27 protein-coding genes and 2 pseudogenes are annotated in these 25,604 nt (G+C 51.2%); 17 read left to right on the top strand and 12 right to left on the bottom strand.

What is annotated here, in order from left to right; translation table 11 throughout:
* Positions 1-177: 177 nt before the first annotated feature.
* From IPK30_02490 to aceF, 7 genes and pseudogenes are all read left to right on the top strand, one after another.
* Entirely contained in the window at positions 178-705 is a 528-nt protein-coding gene (locus tag IPK30_02490; protein MBK8102187.1) for a pilin, read from the top strand.
* Between the two features lie 117 nt (positions 706-822).
* Positions 823-1,968, top strand: a complete 1,146-nt coding sequence (locus tag IPK30_02485) for a CvpA family protein (protein MBK8102186.1) — start codon at positions 823-825, stop codon at positions 1,966-1,968.
* A complete protein-coding gene (locus tag IPK30_02480; GenBank protein MBK8102185.1) occupies positions 1,949-2,521 on the top strand; it encodes an NUDIX hydrolase in 573 nt (190 codons plus the stop codon). Before IPK30_02485 ends, IPK30_02480 begins: the two co-directional genes overlap by 20 nt.
* A 123-nt stretch (positions 2,522-2,644) precedes the next feature.
* Positions 2,645-2,932, top strand: a complete 288-nt coding sequence (locus IPK30_02475) for a BrnT family toxin (protein ID MBK8102184.1) — start codon at positions 2,645-2,647, stop codon at positions 2,930-2,932.
* The gene (locus tag IPK30_02470; protein ID MBK8102183.1) at positions 2,929-3,153 is read left to right on the top strand and encodes a BrnA antitoxin family protein; all 225 of its coding nucleotides are present in this window, start codon (positions 2,929-2,931) and stop codon (positions 3,151-3,153) included. The genes IPK30_02475 and IPK30_02470 overlap by 4 nt, the downstream gene beginning before the upstream one ends.
* A 96-nt stretch (positions 3,154-3,249) precedes the next feature.
* Positions 3,250-5,895, top strand: a pseudogene (gene aceE, locus IPK30_02465) (pyruvate dehydrogenase (acetyl-transferring), homodimeric type).
* Positions 5,892-7,217, top strand: a complete 1,326-nt coding sequence (gene aceF, locus IPK30_02460; protein MBK8102182.1) for a dihydrolipoyllysine-residue acetyltransferase — start codon at positions 5,892-5,894, stop codon at positions 7,215-7,217. The pseudogene aceE and the gene aceF overlap by 4 nt, the downstream one beginning before the upstream one ends.
* Before the next feature lie 7 nt (positions 7,218-7,224).
* Here aceF and IPK30_02455 read toward each other — a convergent pair whose 3' ends face one another.
* The 4 genes and pseudogenes from IPK30_02455 to IPK30_02440 all read right to left on the bottom strand — a co-directional run bounded on the left by IPK30_02455 (position 7,225) and on the right by IPK30_02440 (position 10,922).
* Positions 7,225-7,953 (bottom strand): DUF4197 domain-containing protein, encoded by a 729-nt coding sequence (locus IPK30_02455; GenBank protein ID MBK8102181.1) that lies wholly within the window; start codon positions 7,951-7,953, stop codon positions 7,225-7,227.
* A gap of 40 nt (positions 7,954-7,993) precedes the next feature.
* Positions 7,994-9,000 (bottom strand): annotated as a pseudogene (hemB, locus tag IPK30_02450) (porphobilinogen synthase).
* Between the two features lie 3 nt (positions 9,001-9,003).
* Complete coding sequence (gene hemL / locus IPK30_02445; GenBank protein ID MBK8102180.1) at positions 9,004-10,290, bottom strand: glutamate-1-semialdehyde 2,1-aminomutase; 1,287 nt, start codon at positions 10,288-10,290, stop codon at positions 9,004-9,006.
* Positions 10,291-10,301: 11 nt separating this feature from the next.
* The gene (locus tag IPK30_02440) at positions 10,302-10,922 is read right to left on the bottom strand and encodes a thiamine phosphate synthase (GenBank protein MBK8102179.1); all 621 of its coding nucleotides are present in this window, start codon (positions 10,920-10,922) and stop codon (positions 10,302-10,304) included.
* 58 nt (positions 10,923-10,980) lie between these two features.
* Here IPK30_02440 and msbA point away from each other — a divergent pair, with 58 nt between their 5' ends.
* Entirely contained in the window at positions 10,981-12,741 is a 1,761-nt protein-coding gene (msbA, locus tag IPK30_02435) for a lipid A export permease/ATP-binding protein MsbA (GenBank protein ID MBK8102178.1), read from the top strand.
* On the opposite strand, the gene IPK30_02430 is transcribed toward msbA, so the two are convergent.
* The 8 genes from IPK30_02430 to rpsF form a co-directional block, all read right to left on the bottom strand.
* Entirely contained in the window at positions 12,711-13,769 is a 1,059-nt protein-coding gene (locus IPK30_02430; protein ID MBK8102177.1) for a DUF2029 domain-containing protein, read from the bottom strand. The genes msbA and IPK30_02430 overlap by 31 nt on opposite strands.
* A 33-nt stretch (positions 13,770-13,802) precedes the next feature.
* Complete coding sequence (locus IPK30_02425; GenBank protein MBK8102176.1) at positions 13,803-14,117, bottom strand: hypothetical protein; 315 nt, start codon at positions 14,115-14,117, stop codon at positions 13,803-13,805.
* Between the two features lie 34 nt (positions 14,118-14,151).
* Positions 14,152-14,919, bottom strand: coding sequence for a glucose 1-dehydrogenase (locus tag IPK30_02420; GenBank protein ID MBK8102175.1), 768 nt, complete (start codon positions 14,917-14,919; stop codon positions 14,152-14,154).
* Positions 14,920-14,932: 13 nt separating this feature from the next.
* Positions 14,933-15,946, bottom strand: coding sequence for an LLM class F420-dependent oxidoreductase (locus IPK30_02415; protein ID MBK8102174.1), 1,014 nt, complete (start codon positions 15,944-15,946; stop codon positions 14,933-14,935).
* A 56-nt stretch (positions 15,947-16,002) separates the two neighbouring features.
* The gene (gene dnaB / locus IPK30_02410) at positions 16,003-17,376 is read right to left on the bottom strand and encodes a replicative DNA helicase (protein MBK8102173.1); all 1,374 of its coding nucleotides are present in this window, start codon (positions 17,374-17,376) and stop codon (positions 16,003-16,005) included.
* Positions 17,377-17,498: 122 nt separating this feature from the next.
* The gene (gene rplI, locus IPK30_02405; protein ID MBK8102172.1) at positions 17,499-17,945 is read right to left on the bottom strand and encodes a 50S ribosomal protein L9; all 447 of its coding nucleotides are present in this window, start codon (positions 17,943-17,945) and stop codon (positions 17,499-17,501) included.
* Between the two features lie 10 nt (positions 17,946-17,955).
* Positions 17,956-18,195, bottom strand: a complete 240-nt coding sequence (gene rpsR / locus IPK30_02400) for a 30S ribosomal protein S18 (GenBank protein MBK8102171.1) — start codon at positions 18,193-18,195, stop codon at positions 17,956-17,958.
* Positions 18,196-18,209: 14 nt separating this feature from the next.
* The gene (gene rpsF, locus IPK30_02395) at positions 18,210-18,632 is read right to left on the bottom strand and encodes a 30S ribosomal protein S6 (protein ID MBK8102170.1); all 423 of its coding nucleotides are present in this window, start codon (positions 18,630-18,632) and stop codon (positions 18,210-18,212) included.
* A 166-nt stretch (positions 18,633-18,798) separates the two neighbouring features.
* On the opposite strand from rpsF, the gene tsaD reads away from it, so the two are divergent.
* The 9 genes from tsaD to IPK30_02350 are packed head-to-tail and all read left to right on the top strand — an operon-like array spanning position 18,799 to position 25,603.
* Positions 18,799-19,824 carry a tRNA (adenosine(37)-N6)-threonylcarbamoyltransferase complex transferase subunit TsaD gene (gene tsaD, locus IPK30_02390; protein MBK8102169.1) on the top strand — a complete coding sequence of 342 codons (1,026 nt, stop codon included), beginning with the start codon at positions 18,799-18,801 and terminating at the stop codon, positions 19,822-19,824.
* Positions 19,825-19,836: 12 nt separating this feature from the next.
* Complete coding sequence (gene folB / locus IPK30_02385) at positions 19,837-20,196, top strand: dihydroneopterin aldolase (GenBank protein MBK8102168.1); 360 nt, start codon at positions 19,837-19,839, stop codon at positions 20,194-20,196.
* Positions 20,193-20,711, top strand: coding sequence for a 2-amino-4-hydroxy-6-hydroxymethyldihydropteridine diphosphokinase (gene folK, locus IPK30_02380; GenBank protein ID MBK8102167.1), 519 nt, complete (start codon positions 20,193-20,195; stop codon positions 20,709-20,711). Before folB ends, folK begins: the two co-directional genes overlap by 4 nt.
* On the top strand, positions 20,708-20,914 hold the full coding sequence (locus IPK30_02375; GenBank protein ID MBK8102166.1) for a hypothetical protein: 207 nt from the start codon (positions 20,708-20,710) through the stop codon (positions 20,912-20,914). The genes folK and IPK30_02375 overlap by 4 nt, the downstream gene beginning before the upstream one ends.
* A complete protein-coding gene (locus IPK30_02370) occupies positions 20,915-21,610 on the top strand; it encodes a M15 family metallopeptidase (protein MBK8102165.1) in 696 nt (231 codons plus the stop codon). It begins immediately after the preceding gene.
* 2 nt (positions 21,611-21,612) lie between these two features.
* Positions 21,613-22,386, top strand: a complete 774-nt coding sequence (gene cysE / locus IPK30_02365; GenBank protein MBK8102164.1) for a serine O-acetyltransferase — start codon at positions 21,613-21,615, stop codon at positions 22,384-22,386.
* A 27-nt stretch (positions 22,387-22,413) separates the two neighbouring features.
* Entirely contained in the window at positions 22,414-22,821 is a 408-nt protein-coding gene (locus IPK30_02360; protein MBK8102163.1) for a diacylglycerol kinase, read from the top strand.
* Positions 22,822-22,845: 24 nt separating this feature from the next.
* Positions 22,846-23,238, top strand: coding sequence for an MAPEG family protein (locus tag IPK30_02355; GenBank protein MBK8102162.1), 393 nt, complete (start codon positions 22,846-22,848; stop codon positions 23,236-23,238).
* Positions 23,239-23,287: 49 nt separating this feature from the next.
* On the top strand, positions 23,288-25,603 hold the full coding sequence (locus tag IPK30_02350; protein MBK8102161.1) for a DUF1631 domain-containing protein: 2,316 nt from the start codon (positions 23,288-23,290) through the stop codon (positions 25,601-25,603).
* The last annotated feature ends 1 nt before the right edge of the window (position 25,604 follow it).

The following is a 25,604-nucleotide window of genomic DNA, read 5'->3' as shown; positions in this document are numbered from 1 at the left end:
GGCATACAAGTTTGGGGGTGATGGTGTGCTGTTTATATGTAACTGCTTGAATTTTAATAGAGTTGCCAAAGTTGGCACGGCATTTGTATTCTAGTACGCAGAGGCGATGGCTCCCGCTGGGTAGCTAAAGTTTCTGCCCACTCGGGCAACCAAACTAAACTTTTCGAGGTATACACCATGAAAAAGCAACTACAAAAAGGCTTTACCCTGATCGAACTGATGATCGTCGTAGCGATTATCGGTATTTTGGCTGCCATCGCGCTGCCTGCCTATCAAGACTACACCGTGCGTACCAAAATCTCTGAAGGTTTGATCGCGGGTTCTGCTTGGAAAAATGCTTACTCTGAAGCTTTCCAATCTGGCGGTATCACTGGTTTGGACGCCGCTGCAGCAGCATTAATCGCTACTGCGCAGGTTGAGAAGCAAACCAAGTATGTGAGTAACATTACAGGCGCTGCCGCCTCGCCGTGGAACATTGACATTGTGATCGCGGGTAACGCCAACAACGGTATTCCTACTACTATAAACGGTCAGATCATCAGACTGAGCCCCAATGTACAAGGCGTAGTGCCTACTGCCACTTCTGTGGGTGCTATTGACTGGGCTTGTACTAGTGCTACTGCCACTACTGCCACTGCGCGCGGTTTAGGCAATGCTGTAGTCGGCACACTGCTGGCTAAGTATGCACCTACCGAGTGCAAATAAGCTAAGCTGTTATTTAGCTTAACGGTGTAACACCGGAAACCCCGCCTCATGGCGGGGTTTTTTGTTTCTGTTATGTTTAGTGACCACTGTTTTTTATAACCCGTAGTGATATTCACCATGTACATCACCATTACTGCAATTGCAGCTTTTTTTTCCATGTTATGGGGCTGGCGCGCCGGCCTGTTCCGGATGCTGCTGCGCCTGTTGGCGCTGTGCTTGGCCTACGGTTTGGCGATACGCGGCACACCGCCCACCGCCGAGTTCTTGGTACAAAAGGGCTGGTTGAATGGTGTGCTGGCGATGCCCTTGGTGGCCGTGGCATTGCTGTTGCTGGGGTCTTTGTTGTTTGGTATAGCAGCCAAGCAGATAGCGCTGGCTGCGCCCGAAGAGTGGCGCCAAGGCGGGAAGAAAACCGGTGCGCTGGTGGGCGCTGTGCTGGGTTGTGGTGTAGGGCTGCTATTGGCCTGGGGTGCTGGTACGCTGCAAGAGGCTTGGCAGTGGCGCACTGCGCAGCAGGCGGCAGCGCATGTGGTGCCAGAGCAATCGCCGCTGGATGCCGCATTGCGGCGGGCAGCGGGCAATTTGATGGCGGATGGGGTGGAGGCCGTGTTGGGCAACAGCGCGGCAGCGCCGATTGCCGCGCAATGGGTGCGCGAGCCGTTGTCGGTGGGTTTGGCACTTAAACATATTGCGGAGCTGCCGGGACTGCGCAGCTTGGTTACTGATCCCAAACAATACGCGGTATTGCTACAAGGCGATGCGCGTGCTGTGCAGCGTTTGCCCGGTTTTCAGGCTTTGGCGGCTGATCCACAGGCCATGCAGTTATTGCAAACGCTAGGTTTGCAAGGAAGTTCATCCCAAGAGCAGTCTGCAGCGTTGGCGACCATGCTGTCGAAATACACACAGCGCGCCGAATTACTGCGCTCAACGCCTGAGTTTCAGACGCTGGCGGCGGATCCTGTGCTGGCGCAGCGCGTGCAGAACGGCGAATGGCTGGGTTTGTTGGCAGACCCTCGCGTGCGCCGTTTGGTGGCTGCGGTAAACAATGGCGGTGCTGATCCCGTCGCCGCACTTTCCGCTACACCCTCTGCACCGCATGGGGAGCAGGGCAGCGAACCGGCGAGCACAGCGCAAGCTAAACAGCCGTCCGCCCAAGACCCGTTAAAGCTTTTGTACCGCTGGAAAGATGAAAAAGGTCGCCTGCATATCACAGAAGAAAAACCGCCCGCAGGGATAAAAGCCGATGTCATCCAAGCAGAATGATTTTTTGCATAGGCGCGGTCCTTGGCGGCAGCTTGATACCACCACGGTGTACGACAACCCGTGGATTACGGTAACGCACGAGAATGTGCTCACGCCTGCCGGTACACAAGGTATTTACGGCGTGGTGCATTTCAAAAGTCGCGCCGTGGGCGTGGTGCCGCTGGATGAGCGCGGCAATGTGTGGCTGGTGAAACAGTTTCGCTACACGCTGAATCAATACAGCATTGAGATACCGGAAGGCGGCTCGCCACAGAGCGAAGAGATGCTCGCCACCGCCCAGCGCGAGTTGCAAGAAGAAACCGGCTTAACGGCAGGTTCTTGGCAGCATTTGCTGGATTTGCATACCTCCAATTCCGTCACCGATGAAAGCGGCGCCATTTTTCTGGCGCGTGATTTGACGCGCGGCGAGATGACGCCAGAAGCCACCGAAGATATTGAAGTGCTGTGCGTGCCGTTGGCAGAAGCTATCGACTGGATTTTCACAGGAAAAATCACCGATTCTTTGACCGTGATGGGCTTGTTGGCGGCGGAGCGCCGGTTGCGTATTCAGTAGATTGTTCCGTAGGAGCGGCACTTTGCCGCGAATAAACGCTGCTAGGGATTGTCGCGGCAAGGTGCCGCTCCTGCGGTGTTTTGTGTGCATTGACAGAAATCGAGCCATACATACAATGTACATATGATTACATTTGAGTGGGACTCAGCCAAGGCGGCTTCCAATCGAAAGAAGCATGGCGTTTCTTTTGAGGAGGCGCAGTCGGTCTTCTATGACGAATTTGCCGTCCAGTTCTTTGACGACGAGAGTTCAGAAATGGAAGACCGCTTCCTTATGCTTGGGCTAAGCAGTGACGCTCAATTGTTGATGGTTTGCCATTGCGAGCGACATGAAGGTAATGTCATTCGCATCATTTCTGCTCGCAGAGCCACAAAGAACGAAAGCCAGTTTTACCAAGGTGCCGTGCCATGAAAGCTGAATATGACCTCTCAAAAATGAAGTCCCGCAAGAACCCTTATGCAGCGAAGCTCAAGCAACCTGTCACCATGCGCCTGAGTGGAGATGTCATTGGTTACTTTAAAGAAATGGCAAACGAAGCTGGCGTGCCTTATCAGAGTCTCATCAATCTGTATTTGCGAGATTGCGTTGCAAACCACAGAAAAATAGACATTTCATGGCAGGCAGCACCCTAATCGCTTGCTCAAGGCTGTGTGAATGCCCCTTAGCTCGGGTGTTTTGTAAAAAATTTACATATACTGTTGCTCTTACGAAAACTGACTGATTGAGGGGTGCTGGCAGTGGACGATATTGATGTGCAGGAAACCCGTGAATGGCTGGATGCCATGGAATCTTTGGTGCGGCACGGTGGCAAAGAGCGCGCGGCGTTTATTCTCTACACCTTGGCTGCCAAAGCGTATGAACAGGGCTTGAAACTGCCTTCGGCCATCACCACGCCTTATCGCAACACCATTCATTTCACCGATGAAAAACGCATGCCGGGCGATGTGTTTATCGAACGCCGCATCCGTTCGTTAATTCGCTGGAATGCGATGGCGATGGTGATGCGCGCCAATAAACGCGAACACGGTTTGGGTGGGCATATCGCCACTTTTTCTTCAGCGGCGATGTTGTACGACATCGGTTTCAATTATTTTTTTCGCGGCGGTGAAAAAGCCGATCTCATTTATTACCAAGGCCACAGCGCCCCCGGTATTTATGCACGTTCATTTTTAGAGCGCCGTTTAACCGAAGAGCAGTTGGATAATTTTCGTCGTGAAGTGGGCGGCAACGGACTTTCCTCTTATCCGCATCCACGCTTGATGCCGGATTACTGGCAGTTTCCCACGGTGTCTATGGGCTTGGGTCCCATACAAGCGATCTATCAAGCGCATGTCATGAAATATCAACATTTGCGCGGCTTGGTTGATCAAGGTGATCGCAGGGTGTGGGCGTTTTTGGGCGATGGTGAGTGTGACGAGCCGGAATCGCTGGGTTCCATTTCGTTAGCTGGCCGTGAAAAACTTGATAACTTAATTTTTGTTATCAATTGTAATTTGCAACGCCTCGACGGGCCTGTGCGTGGCAACGGCAAAATTGTGCAAGAGCTGGAAGGTGTATTTCGCGGTGCCGGTTGGAATGTAATCAAAGTGTTGTGGGGCAGGCATTGGGATCCGCTTTTGGAAAAAGACAAAACCGGTTTGCTGCAAAAACGCATGGACGAAGTGTGCGATGGCGAATTGCAAAACTACAAAAACATGGGCGGTGCTTACACGCGCGAACATTTCTTTGGCAAATATCCTGAATTGTTAAAACTGGTAGAAGATCTGTCGGATAACGATATCGCTGAGCTGAATCGCGGCGGTCACGATCCTTACAAAGTGTATGCCGCCTATTGGGAAGCAGTGAACAATAACGGCGGTAAGCCCACGGTAATTCTCGCGCAAACTGTAAAAGGTTATGGCATGGGAACATCGGGTGAAGCAACAAACGATACGCATTCGGTGAAAGAACTGGATGAGAAAAATCTGCATTTATTTCGGGATCGTTTTGATATTCCGCTGTCCGATGATGAGCTGGATTCCATTCCATTTTATTTGCCGCCGGAAGACAGCCCGGAAATGGAATACATGCGTGAACGGCGCTCTGCGTTGGGTGGAAATTTGCCGGCGCGCCGTGTGCAATCGGATGAAACATTGCAAGTTCCTGCGCTGGCAGATTTTGAGCCGATTTTAGCGGGCAGTGGTGGGCGTGAAATTTCCACCACTATGGCGTTTGTGCGTCTGCTTTCTATTTTGGTAAAAGATAAAAACATTGGGCAGCGTGTGGTGCCAATCGTGCCGGATGAAGCGCGCACCTTTGGTATGGAAGGCATGTTTCGTCAGTTGGGTATTTTTTCACCGGTCGGTCAAAAATATACGCCGGTGGATGCCAATCAAATGCTGTATTACAAGGAATCTGAGCAAGGACAAATTTTAGAAGAAGGCATCAATGAAGCCGGTTCAATGGCGGCGTGGATGGCGTGTGCTACTTCATACAGCACACACAATTATCCAATGATTCCGTTTTTTATTTATTACTCGATGTTTGGTTTTCAGCGGTTTGGTGATTTGGCGTGGGCGGCTGGCGATAGCAGTTGTCGCGGCTTTTTAATCGGCGGCACAGCGGGCAGAACCACGCTCGCGGGCGAAGGTTTGCAACACCAAGACGGTCACAGTTTGTTGCTGGCGGCGAGTATTCCCAATTGTGTGACTTACGATCCGTGCTACGGCTATGAGATGGCGGTAATTATTCAGCGCGGTTTGCAGGAAATGTTGGTGGAGCAAAAAAATTGCTACTACTACATCACCGCGATGAATGAAAACTACGCGCAACTGGCAATGCCGGAGGGCGTAGAAGAGGGCATAGTGCGCGGTATGTACTGCTTGCAGCGTGCTGAAAGTGCGCAAGTGCAGTGATTAGGCTCAGGTACGATTTTGCGCGAAGTGGAAGCGGCTGCGGTGATGTTGCGTGAGCAATTTAATCTGCCAGCGAATGTGTGGAGCGTCACCAGTTTTAATGAGTTGCGCCGCGATGGTTTTGATGTGGAGCGCTGGAACCGTTTGCATCCAACAGAAAAACCGCAAGTGTCTTATGTCGAATCGTTGTTGGCAGATACGCAAGGCCCCGTTATTGCAGCGACGGATTATGTGAAAATGATTGCCAGCCAAATCAGCCCGTGGGTGCCGCGCCGCTACGAAGTATTGGGCACAGACGGTTTTGGTCGCAGTGATACGCGCGCACAATTGCGTCAGCATTTTGAAGTAGATCGTTTTCATATTGTGTTAGCTGCATTGCACGCCCTGCAAAAAGACGGTGTGCTGCTTGCAGATGTAGTGGAAAAAGCGCGCGTGCAATTCAATATTCCGGCGGACAATTTGCCGCCCATTTATAGCTGATAGGTGATGTGGTGGCGAAGGAATCTGTAGTTATTCCCGATCTTGGCAATGCCGATGATGTGGATGTGATTGAGTTGAGCGTGAAGCCCGGCGATGTGGTGGTGGTTGATCAATCTTTAATCGTGTTAGAAAGCGCAAAAGCAACCATGGAAGTGCCGAGTTCAGTTGCCGGCACGGTGTTGGCATTGACGGTAAAAGTGGGCGATAAAGTCAGGAGTGGTGCAGTCATTGCGGAAATTGAAACGACTGCTGTTAGTGCTGCCGTAGAAAAAAATCCGCCACCACAAAAAGCAGAGCAAGCACCGGTGGCTGCGCCGTCACAAAAGCCAGAAGAAGCCACTGCATCACCAGTTAAAAATGTGCCGTCAGCAGTAAGTGAAACTGCGCAAAATTTTTCAGCAGCAAAAACCACAGCAGAGATTTATGCCGGCCCTGCTGTGCGCCAGTTGGCGCGCGAATTGGGTGTGGAGTTGTGGGATGTGCAGGCGAGCGGGCCGCGCGGACGCATGACGCAAGATGATGTGCGCCGCTATGTAAAACATTTAGTGGGCAAAATGGCGACTGTCGGTAGTGCGCTGCAAGGCAGTGGTATACCGCCGATTCCTGCGGTGGATTTCAGTAAGTTTGGCAGTATTGAATTGCTGCCGATGACGCGCATCGACAAAATCACGCGCGACAATATGCATCGCTCGTGGGTGAATTTGCCGCATGTGACGCAGTGGGATGAAGCGGATGTCACCGATTTAGAAGAATTCCGCGCAGACATGAAAGCGGATATGGAGAAACGCAAAATTAAACTCACGCCGGTGGCGTTTTTGTTGAAAGCGGCAGCCAATGCGCTGCGCGAGTATCCAAAATTTAATCGCTCGCTGCATGAAGATGGTGAGCATTTTGTGCAAAAAAGTTATGTGCATATCGGCATTGCTGTCGATACGCCGATGGGTTTGATGGTGCCAGTGATTCGTGATGTGGATAAAAAAGGGCTGTGGGATCTCGGCGCAGAAGTGGCGCAGTTGTCTGACAAAGCGCGCAACGGAAAATTGATGCCGGCCGATATGCAGGGCGGCTGCTTTACTATTTCCAGCTTGGGTTCTATCGGCGGCAATGGTTTTACGCCGATCATCAATGCGCCGGAAGTGGCGATACTCGGGGTGTCCAAAACGCAGATGAAGCCGGTGTGGAATGGCAAAGATTTTTCACCGCGTAAAATGCTGCCGCTGACTTTGTCTTACGATCACCGCGTCATCAACGGCGCAGATGCTGGGCGTTTCTTCACTTTTTTAGTGGAAGAAATTTCTGATATTCGGCGTTTGGTGTTGTAAAGCCAGCTTACTGCCCGAGAGAGCCAAACACTTTCTGCAAAATAGCACTCGATTGTTTAACGGGATTTTGGCGAATGGCTTTTTCTTCATCTGCCACCATCAAAAACAAGCCATCGAGTGCTTTTTGTGTGACATAACCATCAAGACTTGCCTGTTTTGGATCAATCAAACCAAATTGTGCTGCTGGTTTGGCGAGCTGGCTGTATTGTTGGGTTACGCCCAAGCTGTCGGTGTGTTTTTTGACAATTGGCAGAAAGCGTGTAGTCAAATCGGCTGAAGTGGTGCGACGAAAATATTCTGTGGCGGAAGTATTTCCTCCGGTGAGAATTTGCTTGGCATCACTCACAGACATCTGTTTTATCGCATTAACAAGAACGGGTTTTGCTTCCACCACTGCGGCTTCTGCTGCTTTGTTCATCGTTACTTCCAGTTGATCGAGTTGAGATCCCATGCCCATTCTGCTCAACATGCTGGCGCCTTTTTCAAGCGAGCTAGGCAGTGGAATGCGCACTTTGGGGTTGCCGTAGTAACCGTTGCTTTTGCCTAGCTGCGCCACCGCTACTTCAGCGCCTTGTGACAGCGCTTGGCGTAAGCCGGCTGTTGCGTCTTGACTTGAAAGTGCAGCAAAGCCGCCTGCAGCCCATGCTGTGGATATCGCAAAAAACATGAGCCAACTGTAAGCGGCTATTTTTATTGACAGTGGGTATTGATGCTGGGGAATAACGCGAGTACGCATGGAAATTTCTCCTGGAAAATGGGAAGTAAACCAATATTTTTTACGCCAGCAGTTGCGCCGCTTCTTTGGCGAAATAAGTCAAAATGGCATCCGCGCCGGCGCGTTTGAAGGCGAGCAGTGATTCTAAAATTACCGCTTCGCGCGCCAGCCAGCCTTGTTCAAACGCACCGCAATGCATAGCGTATTCGCCGCTCACTTGATACACAAAGGTTGGCGCTTTTAATTCATCTTTTACGCGACGTACTACGTCCAAATACGGCATCCCTGGCTTGACCATGATGATGTCGGCACCTTCGGCGAGATCCAGCGCGCATTCGTGCAGCGCTTCGTCGCTGTTGGCGGAATCCATCTGATAACTGTATTTATTGCCTTTACCTAAATTGCCCGCCGAACCGACCGCATCGCGAAATGGTCCGTAATAACTGGACGCATATTTGGCGGAGTAGGCGAGGATGGCGGTGTTTGCAAAACCGTTACTTTCTAGCACGCGGCGCACAGCACCGATGCGACCGTCCATCATGTCAGACGGTGCAACCACATCAGCACCGGCAACGGCGTGTGACAGCGCTTGTTTCACCAGTGCTTCCACGGTGGCGTCGTTCAACACATAACCGTTCTTGTCGATCAAACCGTCTTGTCCGTGCGTGGTGAAAGGGTCGAGCGCAACATCCGTGATAACGCCCAATTCCGGTACAGCATTTTTTATGGCTTTGACGGCGCACTGTGCGAGGCCGTCCGGATTCCACGCTTCTTTGGCATCCAATGATTTAGCAGACGCGGGCGTTACTGGAAATAAAGCAATGGCAGGAATGCCGAGTTTGTGCAGTTGTTTCGCTTCTTTCACTAATAAATCAATCGACAAGCGTTCGATGCCTGGCATGGAGGCAATCGCTTCGCGCTGATTTTTCCTTCCAGCACAAACATGGGATAGATCAAATCTTTCACGCTCAAGGTGTTTTCACGCACCAAATCGCGCGCAAAAGTATTAGCGCGCAAGCGGCGCAAACGCGTGTGGGGAAAGGGTGAGCGAGTGAGATGAAAAGTCATGATTTACTCCTTCAAGCACGCAAAAACTTTTTCGGCGGCGGTGATGGTGTTTTCGATGTCTGCTTCTGTGTGTGCGCTGGACATAAAGGCCGCTTCGTAACTGGCCGGAGCCAGATAAACGCCTTCTTGCAACATGCCGTGAAAGAAGCGGTTAAAGCGCTGTGTGTTGCAAGCCATCACTTGTTGATAGTTGGTGACGGATTTTTCTTCGGTAAAAAATAGCCCCCACATGCTGCCCACATGGTTACTGGTGAGAGGGATGCCAGTTTTTTCTGCGGCAGCGCGTAAACCGTTGACCAAGGTTTCTGTTTTTTCAAACAGAGGCGCATAGAAATTGGGTTGCGAAATAATGTCGAGTGTTGCTAAGCCGGCCGTCATCGCCACCGGATTGCCCGATAAAGTGCCCGCTTGGTACACAGGCCCCAGCGGCGCAATTTTTTCCATAATTTCACGCTTGCCGCCGAAAGCACCGACTGGCATGCCGCCGCCGATCACTTTGCCCAAGCAGGTAATATCCGCTTCGATGCCATAAAAACCTTGTGCACCTTGCAAGCCAAGGCGAAAGCCGGTCATCACTTCATCAATAATAAAAACACTGCCGTATTTTGTGCACTGTTCGCGCAGTGTTTCTAAAAAACCAGCAACAGGTGGAATACAGTTCATATTGCCTGCCACGGGTTCTACAATCACACAGGCAATTTGTTCGCCATATTTTGAAAATGCTTCGCGTACACCGTCGATATCGTTGTAAGTGAGTGTCAGTGTGTGATCGGCGAGCGCGGCGGGTACGCCAGGGGAGCTGGGAACACCGAGCGTCAAAGCGCCACTGCCCGCTTTCACTAACAGTGAATCAGAGTGGCCGTGATAGCAGCCTTCAAATTTGATGATTTTGTCGCGACCGGTATAGCCGCGTGCAAGGCGAATGGCGCTCATGGTGGCTTCGGTGCCGGAACTCACCATACGCACCAAATCCATATTGGGCATGATGGAACAAATTTTTTCAGCGAGTGTGATTTCAATTTCAGTCGGCGCGCCAAAACTTAAGCCATTGCGCATTTTTTTCTCGACTGCAGCGAGCACTTGTGGATGCGCGTGACCGGCAATCATCGGCCCCCAACTTAAAACATAATCAATATATTGTTTTCCATCAGCATCCCATAAATAGGCGCCGTTGGCGCGTTCCACAAAAATAGGCGAACCGCCGACGGCGCGAAAGGCGCGCACAGGAGAATTCACGCCACCTGGAATGCTTTTCGCTGCGCGAGAAAATAAATCTTCTGAATGTGTCATGGCTTTGCTCGTCAAGTAAACAACGCGGCATAGGCTTGCGCGCGCGCGGTTATGTTTTGTGCAGAAAATAAATCACCGACAACAGCGAGCAGGTCGGCACCTTCCTGTAAAACAGAGGGCGCATTATCCAGCGTAATACCCCCTATCGCTACCACAGGGATAGCGAGTTGCGCTTTGGCGGCACGCAATACAGAGAGATCAGCCGGCGGTGCGGATTGCTTAGTGCTCGAAGAAAAAAAACGCCCAAAGGCAACATAGTTTGCGCCGTCTTGCTGCGCGGTTTGTGCGAGCGCCAAGCTGTTGTGGCAGGTGATGCCGATAATCGCGTGGCTGCCCAGTACGCGCCGCGCTTCTGTCAGTGGCATGTCTTCTTGGCCGAGATGTACGCCGTCAGCACCTACGGCTTTTGCCAGCGCCACATCGTCATTAATCAGCAGAGAGGCGTTGTGTGTGCGGCAGAGTTCGACCAATTGTGCAGCCTCGCGGTGCCGTTGCTGTGCGTCGGTGCATTTGCTGCGGTATTGCACCCAGCGGCAGCCGCCTGACAGTGCGGCTTGCACGGCAGGCAAGAGGCGATGTGCAAGCAGTGCATCATCGGTAATGGCGTACAGGCCGCGCCAATGCGTTGTCATGGCGTGTTTCTCGTTCGGGCTATAATTCGTGCTTCATTCATTCTCGGCATTATCCTTCATGCAGAAAATTGTTACAGCCAGCCCAGAGAGCAATGCGCAGGTGTATTGGCGCTTGCTGCGCTATACCAAACCGATGTTGGGCGTGTTTGCCATCAGTATCGTGGGGTTTGTCGCATTTGGTTTATTGCAGCCGCTTCTACCAGAGCTGTTGAAACAAATGGTGAAAGCAATCGAAATGAAAGATGTTTCACATCGTTGGCAGTTGCCGCTGATGGCGGTAGGAATTTTTGCTGCGCAAGGTGTTGCGTCATTTATTGGTAATTATTTTATGGCGCAGGTAACTGGCACGATTGTGCGTAATATCCAAAAAGATATTTTTAATAAATTGACGGTTTTGCCTTCGCGTTATTTTGACACTACGCCAACTGGACAGAGTATTTCTCGCATTACCAGCAGTGTGGGGATGGTCACAGGTGCAATAACTAGTGCCGTCATTATCGTGATTCGTGAAGGCACGGTTGTGATCGGCATGATTGGCTATGTTTTTTACCAGAACTGGCAGTTGTCGATGGCATTTGTGGTGATTGCTCCCGTTATTGGGTTGATCGTGCGTTATGTCGGTGGGCGTTTTCATAAAATCAGCCACAAAATGCAAGATGTTGCTGGCGATACTTTGCAAGTGGCGGGGGAAATGATTCGTGGTTATCGCGTGATGCGTAGTTTTGGTGGTGAGGCGTATGAAAAGTCGCGCTTTGTCGATGCAACCCATCGCAGTTTTTTGTTGTACATGAAAATGCAAAAAATTTCTGCCTTGAATACACCTGTGTTGCAGGTAATTGTTTCGCTGGCAATTGCGGTTATTTTATATATGGTGTTGAGCCCAGCGATGCTGGCGAAATACAGCACAGCGGATTTGGTGGCGTATATCACAGCGGTAGCAATGTTGCCCAAGCCGATACGCCAATTAAGCAGTACCAATGGGGCTATTCAAAAAGGTATTGCCGGTGCGCAAAAGATTTTTGAAATTCTGGATATGCAACCAGAGCGTGATGATGGCGAGTTGGTGTGTCAGCGTGCGAAAGGAGATGTTGCCATTCGTGAGTTAAGTTTTACTTACGAAGGCTCGCAAGAGGTTGTGCTGAAAAATATTCAGGTGGAAATTGCAGCGGGAAAAACCGTGGCTTTGGTCGGTCGTTCTGGCAGCGGCAAATCCACCTTGGCCAGTTTGTTGCCGCGTTTTTATGATTATGAACAGGGCGATATTTTGTTGGATGGTGTTCCCATCAAACAGTACACCTTGGCCAGCTTGCGTCAGCAGATGGCGCTGGTGACGCAGCATGTCGTACTGTTTAACGACACCGTGGCCAACAACATTGCTTACGGTGATTTGGCGAGCGCTACACGCGAACAGATTTTAGCGGCGGCGGAAGCGGCGAACGCTATGGAATTTATCAGCCTACTGCCCAATGGTTTGGATACGGAAATTGGTGAAAACGGTTTGCAGTTGTCCGGTGGGCAGCGGCAGCGTTTGGCGATTGCGCGTGCGCTGTTAAAAGATGCGCCGGTGTTGATTTTGGATGAAGCTACCTCGGCGCTGGATAATGAATCGGAAGCAAAAATTCAGCAGGCCTTGGAGCGCGTGATGGAAAACCGCACCACACTGGTGATCGCACACCGTTTGTCCACTATCGAAAACGCGGATCTTATTTTGGTAATGGATCACGGTGAAATTGTTGAGCGCGGCACGCACGCTGAGCTGTTGGCGCAAGATGGCTACTACGCGCGGCTTTATCGTTCAGGATTTGATGAGGTGGGTTGAGTGTCGTGTGTGCTGTGCTTTGCAGTGCGCACAATTTCTCTGATAACAAAAATCCACAATACTATTGGAACGAGAAATTTGAGTTGTTCCAAGAGATACAGTGCTGTAGTGATAGGGTAATGGCGTAGAAATAGCCAATAGGCCAAGGATGCATTCCCTTGCTGGTGTATGGCATTAATTTCCGAACCAATAGCGTCGAGACGCGAAGTGTCGTTGAGCCACACAGGGGCGTGGAAGTGCATCCAGCTTTGACTTTCAATGATTGTTACCAGTACGCATAAAAACAGTAAGGATGCCTCCGTTGTTTGGGGGCGCGTGATAACGCGTTGGATAGCGATACAGAAAGCAGGAAACAAAAAAATCCAATAGCTGATCCAATAGTTTGGCATGCAGATCAGCATCAGTGTGATGAGCAAGGCAAAAAAACTCACTCCCTGCTGTGCATTTCTATATTTGATTAGCGTGTAGAAACTGATCCCAACAAGTGTCAATCGTAAAGCTTGAAAAACAATGCGTGAAAATTCTAAGTTTTGAGTAAACCGGAACAGCTCACTGCCAAAACTTAAACTAAATTGCATGGGGGCTACTTTTTCTGACAGCAGCGTGGGAAGTATGCGGGTGGCGTAGTAGAGGCTTTCCTGTAGTCCGAATGCCCAAAGCGTGAACGCTAAGATAAGTAAAGCTGATGCGATGAATGACGCAGTAAATGGTTTTTTTCTTGGCGTCATGAATAGCATGCTCGCCATAAAGATAGGATATATTTTGGTGAGAGCTAAGTAGCTGATAATGGCGGCAGACAGTTTTGCATGCTTGTCGAGTAAAAAGAAGCTAATAGTTAGTAGCAAGAAAATGGGGATTTCATAGTTGGTATTCAGGATGCAATCCCAGAAAGCAGGATTTAATAGAGCGATAACGCCGCTGAATGCAAGAAACAAAAATATTTTTGTGTGCGAGTTTTTCTGTTGTTGCATGGTTGTGCTGCATTTCGCCATCAACATGAAGCATGCAGAAAAATAGCCAATAATCATGGTGAGCCGTAGCCATTTAAGTGTTTCAGGCGTTCAGTTGTTTATGAAAGGAAGAATTTGCAGCTGAAAGGCAGGGGGGAATTTGAATACAGGTGCCATCGGGTAGTAGCGAGATGCGATGGTTTCTCCTTCTGCGGGGCGTTCGTATAGCTGCCCTGTCGTCTGGTAGCGTTGCCCTGCATTGATGTAGAACACAAAGTCTGTGTTCAGTTGAGGGCTTGTAGATGTTTGTGCAAGAGCATGGATGAAGGCGAGTTTTTTTATGCTGTGAGTGGCAGATAAGGCCAAGGCGATTGCGGCAGTTATGCAGAGAAAAGCTATGAAATATGGTTTAAGTGACAATCTCATGTGAATGCTTTGGTTTTTTGGTGGCGCAAACCGCTTAAGTTGTGAGATTGGTATTTTCCGTCCCGCCATCCACTTGTAAATCTTTGCCAGTCACCCAGCGTGCGGCGGGTGAAGCTAAATACAGCGCGGCCATGGCGATGTCTTGCGGTTTGCCCAATTCTTGCAGTGGCGTGAGTTTACGCATTTTTTCGCGGTTGTCCGCGTCGATAAAGTGTTCCAATGCTTCGGTCATGATAGAGCCGGGGCTGATGACATTCACACGCACGCTTGGCGCTAATTCTGCCGCCATCATTTTTGTCATGTGAATCAACGCAGCTTTGACTGTGCCGTAAGATGTAAACAGTGGTTGCACCAAACGCCCTGCGGCTGAAGCGATATTGATGATATTGCCGTGACTGGCGCGCAAATGCGGTAGTGCATATTGTGAAAGTAAAAACACGCTGGTGAGGTTGAAATCGAGCGCGCGACGAAAAGAGTCGGCGCTGATTTTTTCCATCGGCTTAGGCATAGTGCCGCCGGCATTGTTAACCAAAATATCGAGGCGACCGAAGTGTTTGATGGTGGTGTCTACCAAGTGCTGTAACTGCGCATCTACCAACACGTCGCAGTTCACGCCCAAGGCATCGCCGCCGAAAGTTTTTGCTTGCGCGACAACAGCATCCAAATCCGCCTGTGTGCGCGCCGCAAATACCACGGTCGCTCCCGCTTTGGCAAACGCTAGACCAATCGCTTTGCCGATACCTTTCCCGCCACCGGTGACGATGGCGACTTTCCCCTGCAGCGAAAAGTGTTCGGCTAGCATGGCAGCTCCTTTTTTATAGCACCATTTCTGCAAATTGACGGATGCGTTGCATGTCTTGGTTCGGGTCATCCGTGCGGCTAATCATGATGCTGGTGACCTGCGATTTTTTCCAATCGGCAATGCGTTCTTTGATGCGGTCGATGGGGCCGGAGAGCGAGATTTCATCGGCCAGTGCATCGGGTACGGCTTCAAACGCGCCCATGTGATCGCCGGCGAGGTATTTGTCCTGCACTTCCTGCACATCAAAACCCATGCGTTCCATCAAATTTTTATGGAAGTTTTCATCTTTCGCACCCATGCCGCCAACGTACAGCGCCAACATCATTTTGGTGGGAAATAAAGCGTCTTTGAGATTGTCGTTGACATTCACTTGCACCATCGCGGCAATTTCAAAATTATCCGGTTTGTTTTTCAGTGATTCATCAAAAATATTCATGCGATACGGCGAGACAAAAATCGGAAACCAGCCGTCAGCAATTTGCGTGGCGAGTTCGATGTTTTTAGGGCCTTCCGCACCCATAAATACAGGAATGTGCTGGCGCAGTGGATGCGTGATGGATTTCAGCGGCTTGCCCAAGCCGAGTGCGTTGGGACCGTTGTAGGGTAGTTGATATTGATTGCCCTGAAACTCCAGCGCCTGTTCGCGGCGCGTGACTTGGCGAAAAATATTCATCCACTCTTTGGTGCGCTCCAGCGGTTTTTTGAAACCTTGGCCGTACCAACCTTCCACCACTTGTGGGCCGGAAACGCCGATACCGAGTTGAAAGCGGCCATTGGATAGATGATCCATCGTCAACGCGGTCATTGCGGCACAAGTAGGCGTGCGCGCAGAAATTTGCATCACCGAGGTGCCGAGTTTGATTTTGCTGGTGTGCGAGCCGAGCCACGCGAGTGGCGAAACGCAATCGGAGCCGTAGGCTTCGGCTGTCCAGATAGAGTCGTAGCCGAGGTTTTCCGCTTCTTTGGCGATTTCAATGCCAGGGTAAGGGTTGCGGTTCCAGTAGCCGAGATGTAAACCAAGTTTCATGAGGTGCCTCTAATAGTAAAGTTAAAAATTTAAAAGTAACAAATGAACGCTGCTGCTTATCGCGTCGGACGCTCTTCGTGGTTGATTGCCAAATTATCGAAGCGCGTGAAATGTTTTTGAAACGCTAATTTGACAGTTCCAATAGGGCCGTTGCGCTGTTTGCCGATGATGATTTCGGCAATGCCTTTGTCGGGGCTATCTTCTTTGTGATAAACCTCGTCGCGGTAGATAAACATGATGACATCGGCATCTTGCTCAATGGCGCCGGAATCGCGCAGGTCTGAGTTGTTGGGGCGTTTGTCGGTGCGACCGTCAACCGAGCGATTCAGTTGTGATAGTGCCACCAAAGGGCAATTAAATTCGCGTGCGATAGATTTCAGTGAGCGCGAGATTTCCGACACTTCTGCCGTGCGGCCTTCTTTCGCGCCGGGAATGTGCATGAGCTGTAAATAATCCACCACGATTAGCGCAATTTCACCATGTTCGCGCTGTATGCGGCGCACGCGCGCGCGCATTTCAGCGGGGGAGAGCCCGGTGGTGTCGTCGATGTATAGCGGGCGATCTTTTAGCCGTCCTGCGGCAGCGGTTAGTTTGTCCCACTCGTCGCCTACCAGCTTGCCTTTGCGTATGCGCTGTTGGTCAATACGGCCAACGGACGACAACATTCTCAAAATAATTGAGGATGCCGGCATTTCTAGACTGAAAACCAGTACCGGTTTGTCTTGATGCAACACCGCGTGCTCAACGAGGTTCATTGCAAATGCGGTTTTACCCATCGAAGGGCGTGCCGCAAGAATGATTAAATCCGATTTTTGTAAACCGCTAGTTTCTTCATTGAGCTTGATATAACCGGTATCCAAGCCAGTGACATCACTGTCCAGTTGGCTTAGTTCATCAATTTGCAGCACCGTGCTTTTCAGCAGCGGATTCATAAATTCAAAACCGCTTTCTTTGGGGCGGCCTTCAGCAATGTCAGCAATGATTTTTTCTGCGCTGGCGAGCAATTCATTGCTATCGCGCCCGTCAGGTGTGTGCGCGTGATCGGCAATATTGCTGGCGGCGCGTATCAATTGGCGCAGAGTGGCGCGTTCGCGCACGATGTTGGCGTAAGTCAGCAGGTTGCTGGTGCCAGGTGTGTGGCGCGCGAGTTCAGCGAGGTGGGCAATGCCGCCAATGGCGTGCAGTTCGCCGTCTTGGTCTAGCAATTCAGAAACGGTGATGATGTCCAGCGGTTTGGCGAGTTCCGACAAACGCAGCATGGCGCTGAAAATCAGGCGGTTTTCCGGGTTGTAGAAATCGCGTACCTGCAACACTTCCAACACCTGATCCAGGGCTTGGTGATCCAGCAGTAGGCCGCCCAGCACTGCTTGTTCCGCTTCCAGCGAATGCGGTGGCACGCGCAGGCGTGCGTCAGTGTTGTTGCTGACCATAGAGAGAGAAGCTGTGTCGCTGGCGGTAGTCATTCAGGTCAATCCCGCGAAAAAGTGCATCCCAGAAAACAAAACAGGCACCCGAGAGTGCCTGTCTTTATACCTTAAATTGCCGGCGGCGATCACTCCGCAATCACGACAACCTTAACGGCTTGAGTGACATCGCTGTGCAACTGAATGTCGATCTCGAACTCACCAATTTCACGAATCGCGCCGTTAGGCATGCGCACTTCGGTTTTGGTGGTGGCGTGACCGGCATTGGTCAGTGCATCGGCAATATCGCGTGTGCCGATAGAGCCGAACAGCTTGCCTTCGTCACCGGCATTGGCGGCGATGGTGATGCTGACAGTGGCCAGTGCAGCAGCGCGTTTTTCCGCTTCTGCCAATTTGGCAGCGGCAGCAGCTTCTAACTCAGCGCGGCGTGTGTTGAATTCGGCAATGTTGCTTGCAGTAGCGGGTACAGCTTTGCCGAAAGGGAACAAAAAGTTGCGAGCGAAACCAGGCTTGACGTTGACTTGTGTGCCAACGCCACCGAGGCGACCCACTTTATCCAGCAGAATAACTTGCATGTGTGTCTCCTTATTTGAAGTGCTGATCGGTGTAAGGCAACAGTGCCAAGTAGCGCGCGCGCTTGATGGCAGTGGCCAACTGGCGCTGGTATTTCGCGCTGGTGCCGGTGATGCGGCTAGGAACGATTTTGCCGGTTTCGGTGATGTAGGCTTTGAGTACGTCCAGATCTTTGTAATCGATCTCAACGGTTTTCTCAGCGGTAAAACGGCAGAACTTACGGCGACGGAATTGCTGTTGTTGACGTGACATGATTCAACTCTCCCTTATTCAGCGTCGTCGCTGCTGTCATCAGCAGCATCGTCTTGGCTAGCTTCTTCGGCGCGCGGTGCGCGAGCAGGCTGCTCGGCCTTGCGGCGGCGATCTTCGTTTTCCGCTTTCATGATCAGAGATTCGTCAGTGACGGCTTCGTCACGACGCATCACCATGTTGCGCAACACGGCATCGTTGTAGCGGAAGTTGGTGGTCAGCTCATCCAGTGCTTGTTGACCGCACTCAATGTTCAGCAGGATGTAGTGCGCTTTATGGATGTCTTCGATCGGGTAGGCCAGTTGGCGGCGGCCCCAGTCTTCTAAGCGATGAATTTTTCCGCCGCTGGCTTCGATGGCGCTTTTGTAGCGTTCCACCATGCCTGGCACTTGTTCGGATTGATCTGGATGAACCAGAAATACGACTTCGTAATGTCTCATGGATGACTCCTTGTGGGTTAAGCCCCCCAGCGGTGCCGGTGGAGCAAGGGATCCGTTATGGCCTTGGTGGCTATAAACGGGGCGGCAATTCTAGGGGATGCCTATTGCCATTACAACGGTCTATCATGCCAACCTCGTTTTTGCGGCTGTTTTTCCTATGTGTGCCATGCGTGTTCTGGGCATAGAAACCTCTTGTGATGAGACCGGCGTGGCTGTCTACGACAGTGAGCGCGGCCTGCTTGCGGAAGCTCTACACAGCCAAATCGCTATTCACAATGAATACGGCGGTGTGGTGCCGGAGCTGGCCTCGCGCGACCATGTGCGCAAGCTGTTGCCGATGGTGGAGGAAGTGCTGGCGAAGTCGCACTCCAGTCGCGCCGACATCCACGGCATAGCCTACACCGCAGGCCCCGGCCTGCTGGGCGCGCTGCTGGTGGGCGCGACATTTGGGCGCACGCTGGCGTGGAGCTGGGGCGTGCCTGCCGTGGGTGTGCATCACATGGAAGGGCATTTGTTGGCGCCGATGCTGGAGTCCCCCGCGCCGGCGTTTCCTTTCGTGGCGCTCTTGGTGTCGGGCGGGCACACGCAGTTGGTAGAAGTTCTGGGCATAGGTCGCTATCGGTTGTTGGGTGAATCGCTGGACGACGCCGCAGGTGAAGCCTTTGATAAGACCGCCAAGCTGCTCGATCTCGATTACCCCGGCGGGCCGCAAATCAGCAAGCTGGCTGAACAAGGATCGCCGGAGCGTTTTGTGTTTCCACGCCCGATGACCGATCGCCCCGGCTTGGATTTTAGTTTTAGCGGCTTAAAAACTTTTGCATTGACGACGATACGCCAACACGCCGGTGACAACGGCCTGCCGGATGCACAAACTTCTGCAGACATTGCTTGGGCCTTTCAAGAAGCGGTGGTGGATACGCTGGTAATTAAATGTCGCCGTGCAATTGAACAAACCGGTTTGCAGCGTTTGGTGATTGCCGGCGGCGTGAGTGCCAATCGCCGCCTGCGTGAGAAATTGCAGCAAGTATTAGCGGGCAAAGCAGAAGTATTTTATCCACGCCCAGCGTTCTGTACCGATAACGGCGCGATGATTGCTTTTGCCGGTTGTCAGCGCTTGTTGGCAGGGCAAAGCGAGCCGCTGACGATCAACGCTTTCCCGCGTTGGTCACTCGAAACTTTGCCAGCTATTTGAAGAGAGTTTGCGATGGACATTGTTTACATCCGCGATTTGCGCATAGAAACCATCATCGGCATTTTTGCATGGGAGCGCGAAGTGCAGCAGGTGGTGAGTTTGGATTTGGAAATGGCGACGGATATTCGTGCAGCGGCAGCGAGCGACGATATTGTGGATGCGCTGGATTACAAAACCATTTCCAAACGCTTGATTCAATTTATCAGTGAAAGCCGCTATCAATTGATTGAGGCGTTAGCAGAAGCGGTGGCCGACATTGTGCGCGATGAATTTGGCGTGGCATGGCTGCGTTTGCGCATCAGCAAACCCGGCGCATTGCGCGGCGCACAAGATGTGGGTTTGGTGATTGAGCGCGGAGAAAAACCGGCGTGAACAGGGTATATCTCGGCATAGGCAGCAATGTAGAGCGTGAACGGCATATCACGGCGGCTTTGGATGCGCTAAAAAATGCCTTCGATAACTTGCAGGTTTCTTCCGTGTACGAAAGCGAAGCCGTGGGTTTTGACGGCGACCATTTTTTTAATTTGGTGATTGGCTGTGATACGAATTTGTCGGTGGGCGAGTTGTCGCAATGTTTGCGCAAAATTGAAAATGACAATGGTCGTTTGCGCGGTGGCGAGCGTTTTTCAGCACGAACGCTCGATATTGACATCCTGACTTACGGCAACGCGGTGGGGCAGATAGATGGCATCAGCCTGCCGCGCGCAGAAGTTTTGCAAAATGCGTTTGTGTTGCTGCCGCTGGCAGAAATAGCGGGTGAGGAACTGCATCCTGTCGAAAACAAAACCTATGCCGATTTATGGCGAGCGTATGATCGCCCACAAAAATTATGGCCGGTGGATTTTGTGTGGCGCGGTCAGAAAATTAGCCGTGGGCAAACGGCGTGAGCGAGGTTGTCTCGCTACAGCAATTCAAAAAAGCGGCGCTGCAGAAAAAAGGCAAGCAATCCACCTTGTGTGGCAACGGATTTCACAGTTGGGCTGTGGTGAAAGACAGCGTGTTTGATGTGAAGCAGGGTAAGCTGGTGACGCAATACCGCTGCAAGCGCTGCGGCGCAGAAAAAACGAAGCGAAATAATTCAGGTGTGTGAATGTCGATAGTGGACTGGCAGGTATTAACAGGGCAATCGCGCGTGCCTCTCGTGGCTGTTGCTGCCTCTGCTGCACACTATCTGCATCACGATGCACTACCGCATTGGATGCAGTTGGTAAACGACGCAGCTGAGGTAGGTTTTGATTTGCAAATAGCGAGCGCATGGCGCGGTTTTGAACGCCAATCACTGATTTGGAATAGCAAAGCAACGGGACTGCGACCGGTATTGGATGCACAGGGTCAGCCCATCGACATTAGTCGGTTATCTGAAGATGAATTGTTATTCGCCATTTTGCGTTGGTCAGCGATTCCAGGTTGTTCGCGCCACCATTGGGGAACGGATCTCGATGTGTTTGATGCGGCTGCGGTGCCGGTTGATTATCGCGTGCAGCTCACTACGGAAGAGTGTGTGGGCAATGGCGTGTTTGCCAATTTACATTGCTGGTTGGATGAAAAATTGCAGGAGCCGGACGCGGTTTTTTTTCGACCCTATTGCAGAGATAATGGCGGCATTGCTCCTGAGCGTTGGCATTTGTCCTGTAAGCCCATCGCGGATTGTTACGAGCGCCTACTGCGCGAAGAAAAAATGTTGGATTGGCTGATGACACAAGATATCGCCTTAAAAGATCGCATTGCTGTGCATTGGCACGACATTTTTCAACGCTTTGTGCGCGTTGCTATGGCGAGAGCTTGATTATGCAGCCAGAAACCCTGTGGCAGACTTTGCGCAGCGAAGCGCAGACTATTGCGTCTAACGAGCCAGTGCTGGCAAGTTATATTCACAGCGTGGTTTTGCGCCACAACAATTTGCCGGAAGTGATGAGTTTTCATTTGGCGCGTTTGTTGGACAGCTCCGCTGCCCCCGCGTTGCTGTTGCGGGAGGTGTGCGCGGAAGCGTTTCAAGCTGCACCGAGCATCATTCAACAAGTGGGTCGTGACATCGTTGCCTGCTACGAGCGCGATGCCGCTTGCGATCACTATTTGATGCCGCTGCTGTATTTCAAAGGCTTTCATGCGCTGCAGAGTTATCGTGTGGCGCATTGGTTGTGGCAGCAAGGGCGGCGCATGTTGGCGCTGCATATCCAGAGTCGCATGAGTGAAGTGTTTGCGGTGGATATTCATCCGGCCGCGGTGATTGGTTGCGGTATTTTGATTGATCACGCCACCGGCGTGGTCATTGGCGAAACCGCTGTGGTTGAAGACGATGTGTCGATGCTGCACGAAGTCACCTTGGGTGGTAGTGGCCGTGCACGCGGCTGTCGCCGTCATCCCTTGATACGGCGCGGCGTGTTGCTGGCAACGGGCGCTAAAATCTTGGGGCCGGTGGAAATTGGCGAAGGTGCCAAAATTGGCGGCGGCAGTGTGGTGCTGACCGATATTCCCCCGCACAGCACGGCGGCCGGTGTGCCGGCGAAAATTGTTGGCAAGCCAACCGAAGAGCAGCCGGCTTTGGCTATGAACAAAAAATAAATGAAGTTACAGACGAGATAGCTAGAAATGACTGATTTACTGACCGAAAACGGCCAAGGTTCATGCAAGCCCGGCCGCACAGGAATTGCGCGCATCATCGCTGCAACAGGGTATTCGTGGAAGGGCTTTAAGCAGGCATGGCAGAACGAGGCGGCGTTTCGTCAGGAGTTGGTGCTGGCGGTACTGCTGTTGCCGGCCGCTTGCTGGCTGGGGCAAGATGCAAAAGAGATTGCGTTGCTGATCGGCGTTTGTTTGATTGTACTTATTACCGAACTGTTGAACTCTGCGGTGGAGGCTGTAGTAGATCTGGCTAGCCCTGTGCAGCACCCATTGGCGGGCATGGCGAAAGACATGGGTTCGGCTGCGGTATTTGTTTCATTGGCACTGGTCGCGCTAGTATGGGGCTCGGTCATCTGGTGTCGTTTTGTTGTCTGAACAGGAACACGAAAGGAGACGGATATGCCATCCACTACTGCGTTAACGATTGCTGATTGGTGCATTTTGCTGGCCGGTCTGGTTGTGCCATTTATCTTCACCATCTACGCGAAAGCCACAAAAACTTTTGATAACGCCAAGCCACGCGAATATATGGAGCGTCTTGATGGCGCTCGCAAACGCGCGCATTGGGCTGTGCAAAACAGTTACGAAACTTTCCCTCTGTTTGTGGCGGCTGTTTTGTTGGCAGAGCGTGCCAGTGTTGCGCAATCAACAGTCAATATGCTGGCGGTCGCTTTTGTTGTCGCGCGCCTTGTGTACGGTGTGATGTATGTGTGTGACAAGGCGACGCTGCGCAGTTTGGTGTGGGTCGCTTCGATGGCGTGCGTGGTCAGTCTATTTGTGTTGTCAGCTTGATAATGCGCGTTGTTTTTTTTGAATGTTTTTTTGAAAGAGATTGTTGATTATGGATGCGGCTAACGGCGCTAAACACATCACGCCTTTGCAAAATATGACGCTGCAATTTGGCGACAAAGTGCATGAGATTTTTTTTCATGCGGCAGAGGCGCGTTTGCTGGAAATGATGGATGCTGCAAGGAATAGCGATGAGCAGTGGCAGTTGATGCAGCTGTCTAGAGAGTTGAGAAAGCATAAAGCCTCCATGCTGGCACGATTCAAGCTAAGCCTTTCCGAAGGGTTTACTTTGTTTAGAAAAGGCGAGCTAGGCGGTAAAGATACCAGTAAGGAAGATATGTCGCGCGATCTTTCGCTGTTGGCGGATGATGATTTGGAACAAGACATCGCTATCTCGTCAATTGCCCGTCGAGCCGATACGCGATTCTCAGAAGAATTATTCGGGTTGTTACAGCGTTTAGCTGTGTTGCGCGGTGGGAAAAAATTGCCGGATGATGGCAATCCCTTGGGCGCCAATCAATTTGCAGCAGCGCTGCAAGCGGAGTTGCAACTGTTGAAGTTGAATATTCGCTTCACAGTATTGTTTTTCCGTGTTTTCGAAAAGGCGCTGTTGGAGAATTTGGGGGATTTGTATAAGCAAGCCAATGATTATTTAAAGCAGCAAGGCGTTCTTCCCAATTTGCGATTTGGCGTTGGTTTGTCGAAGCCGAAGCCAGCGTCTAGCACGGTAAAAAAAGATACAGCAGACGCAGGAGTGCCAGCCGAAGAAGCGGCTAAGGGTGAACAGGCTGAGGCTGATATCGTGCCGCATCCTGCACGCATTGAATTGACCAAGCGCGTCGAAATGGAAACGCTGCAAAATCCAGCGTTTCAACAATCGTTGGCGGCGGAGCGCCAGTTGTACGCGGATATCAGTAAATTGCAGCAGGGCGCAGCGGATACTTCTGTGTCGCCATCGTCAGATTCTCGTTCGCCAGCGATGCGCCCGCAGTATTTCAGTCAGCCAGCATTTTCAGGGCAGTCTAACGCGGCTGCCGTGTGTTCGCCGAGCGAGGTAGTTAAGGCGCTGTCACAGGTTTCTACGCAAGAGCATGCCGAAGCATTGGATTACATTGCTGTGCCTTCTGCAATGACGGTAGAGCAGTATCAAAATGTTACGCAACAGATGAAGCAACATTTGGGTGACGATAAAAGTATTGCTGAAGATGATGCGCGTATTATTGATTTGGTCGGCATGATTTTTGAGTACATGCTGGGTGATGAGCAACTGCCTGATGCAGTAAAGGCTGTGTTGAGTTATTTGCATACGCCGTATTTAAAAGTCGCATTTCTTGAGCGAAAACTGTTTGAGAAGCCCGAGCATTCTTCGCGGCAGCTGTTGGACTGTTTGGCAGATGCCGGTATGCGTTGGGTAAATACTGACGGAGACAGTCAGTTCAAAGTATTTCCAAAAATTAAATCCGTTATTCGCCGTGTGTTGACTGATTTCCACAACGACACCAGTTTGTTTGACGAACTGTTGTTGGAAATGCGTGAGTTTAACCAAAAGGTTTCTCATAGCGTCGAGGTAATGGAGCGACGAGCGCGTGAAAAAGCGGAAGGCGAAGAGCGCCTGCGTGAGGTAAAGCGACGCGTGTTGCGAGAAGTGCGCCGCAGTATGGATGGACATGAATTGCCAGCGCATATCATTGTGTTGTTACTGCACCCGTGGTCCGACTATCTGACTTTTACTTTGCTGCGCTATGGTGATGATTCGAACCAATGGCATGAGGGTGTTGATACTATCGGTGAAATCATTTGGAGTGTGCAGGAAAAAGCGGATCTCAACGAGCGCAATCGTTTGGCGTTTGTGCAAGAGTCGCTGTTGCAGCGCGTACAAGCGGGATTGGAGACTATTGCGCACGATCAGGTGAAAAGTAACCGGTTATTGGAGGCTTTGTCGAAGTCGCAAATGCTGGTATTGCAGAACTTAATTGCAGAGCCAGCCTCGCAAGAGCAGCGCGCGCAAATGGAAGCAGAAGTTAGTGCTGATCTGGAAGAGGTTGTGATCGATGCCTCTTCGCTCAGCATGGAAGAGATAAATATTCTGGATACGCTTAGTCATATACCGGTGGGAACATGGCTGGAGTTTGATCACTTGCAAGACAGCGATAAAGTTCGTTTGCGGATTGCGTGGTTTAATCAGCAGACATCTAATTTTATGCTGGTGGATCGCGGTGGAAAAAAAGTTGCGATGAAAAGCAGTTTGGAAATTGCACAAATGATTCTGGGGAGTCAAGCAAGAATCTTAGTGGAATCAGGAAAGCCATTTTTTGAAAGAGCGTTGGAAAGTATTCTTTCTCGTTTAAAAACCATCATGGCGCATTAAT

Source organism: Cellvibrionales bacterium (genome assembly GCA_016713115.1).
In the GTDB taxonomy this organism is placed as follows: domain Bacteria; phylum Pseudomonadota; class Gammaproteobacteria; order Pseudomonadales; family UBA7239; genus UBA7239.
The sequence above is the reverse complement of the archived record's forward strand: the minus strand, read 5'-3'. Positions and strand labels throughout refer to the sequence as shown.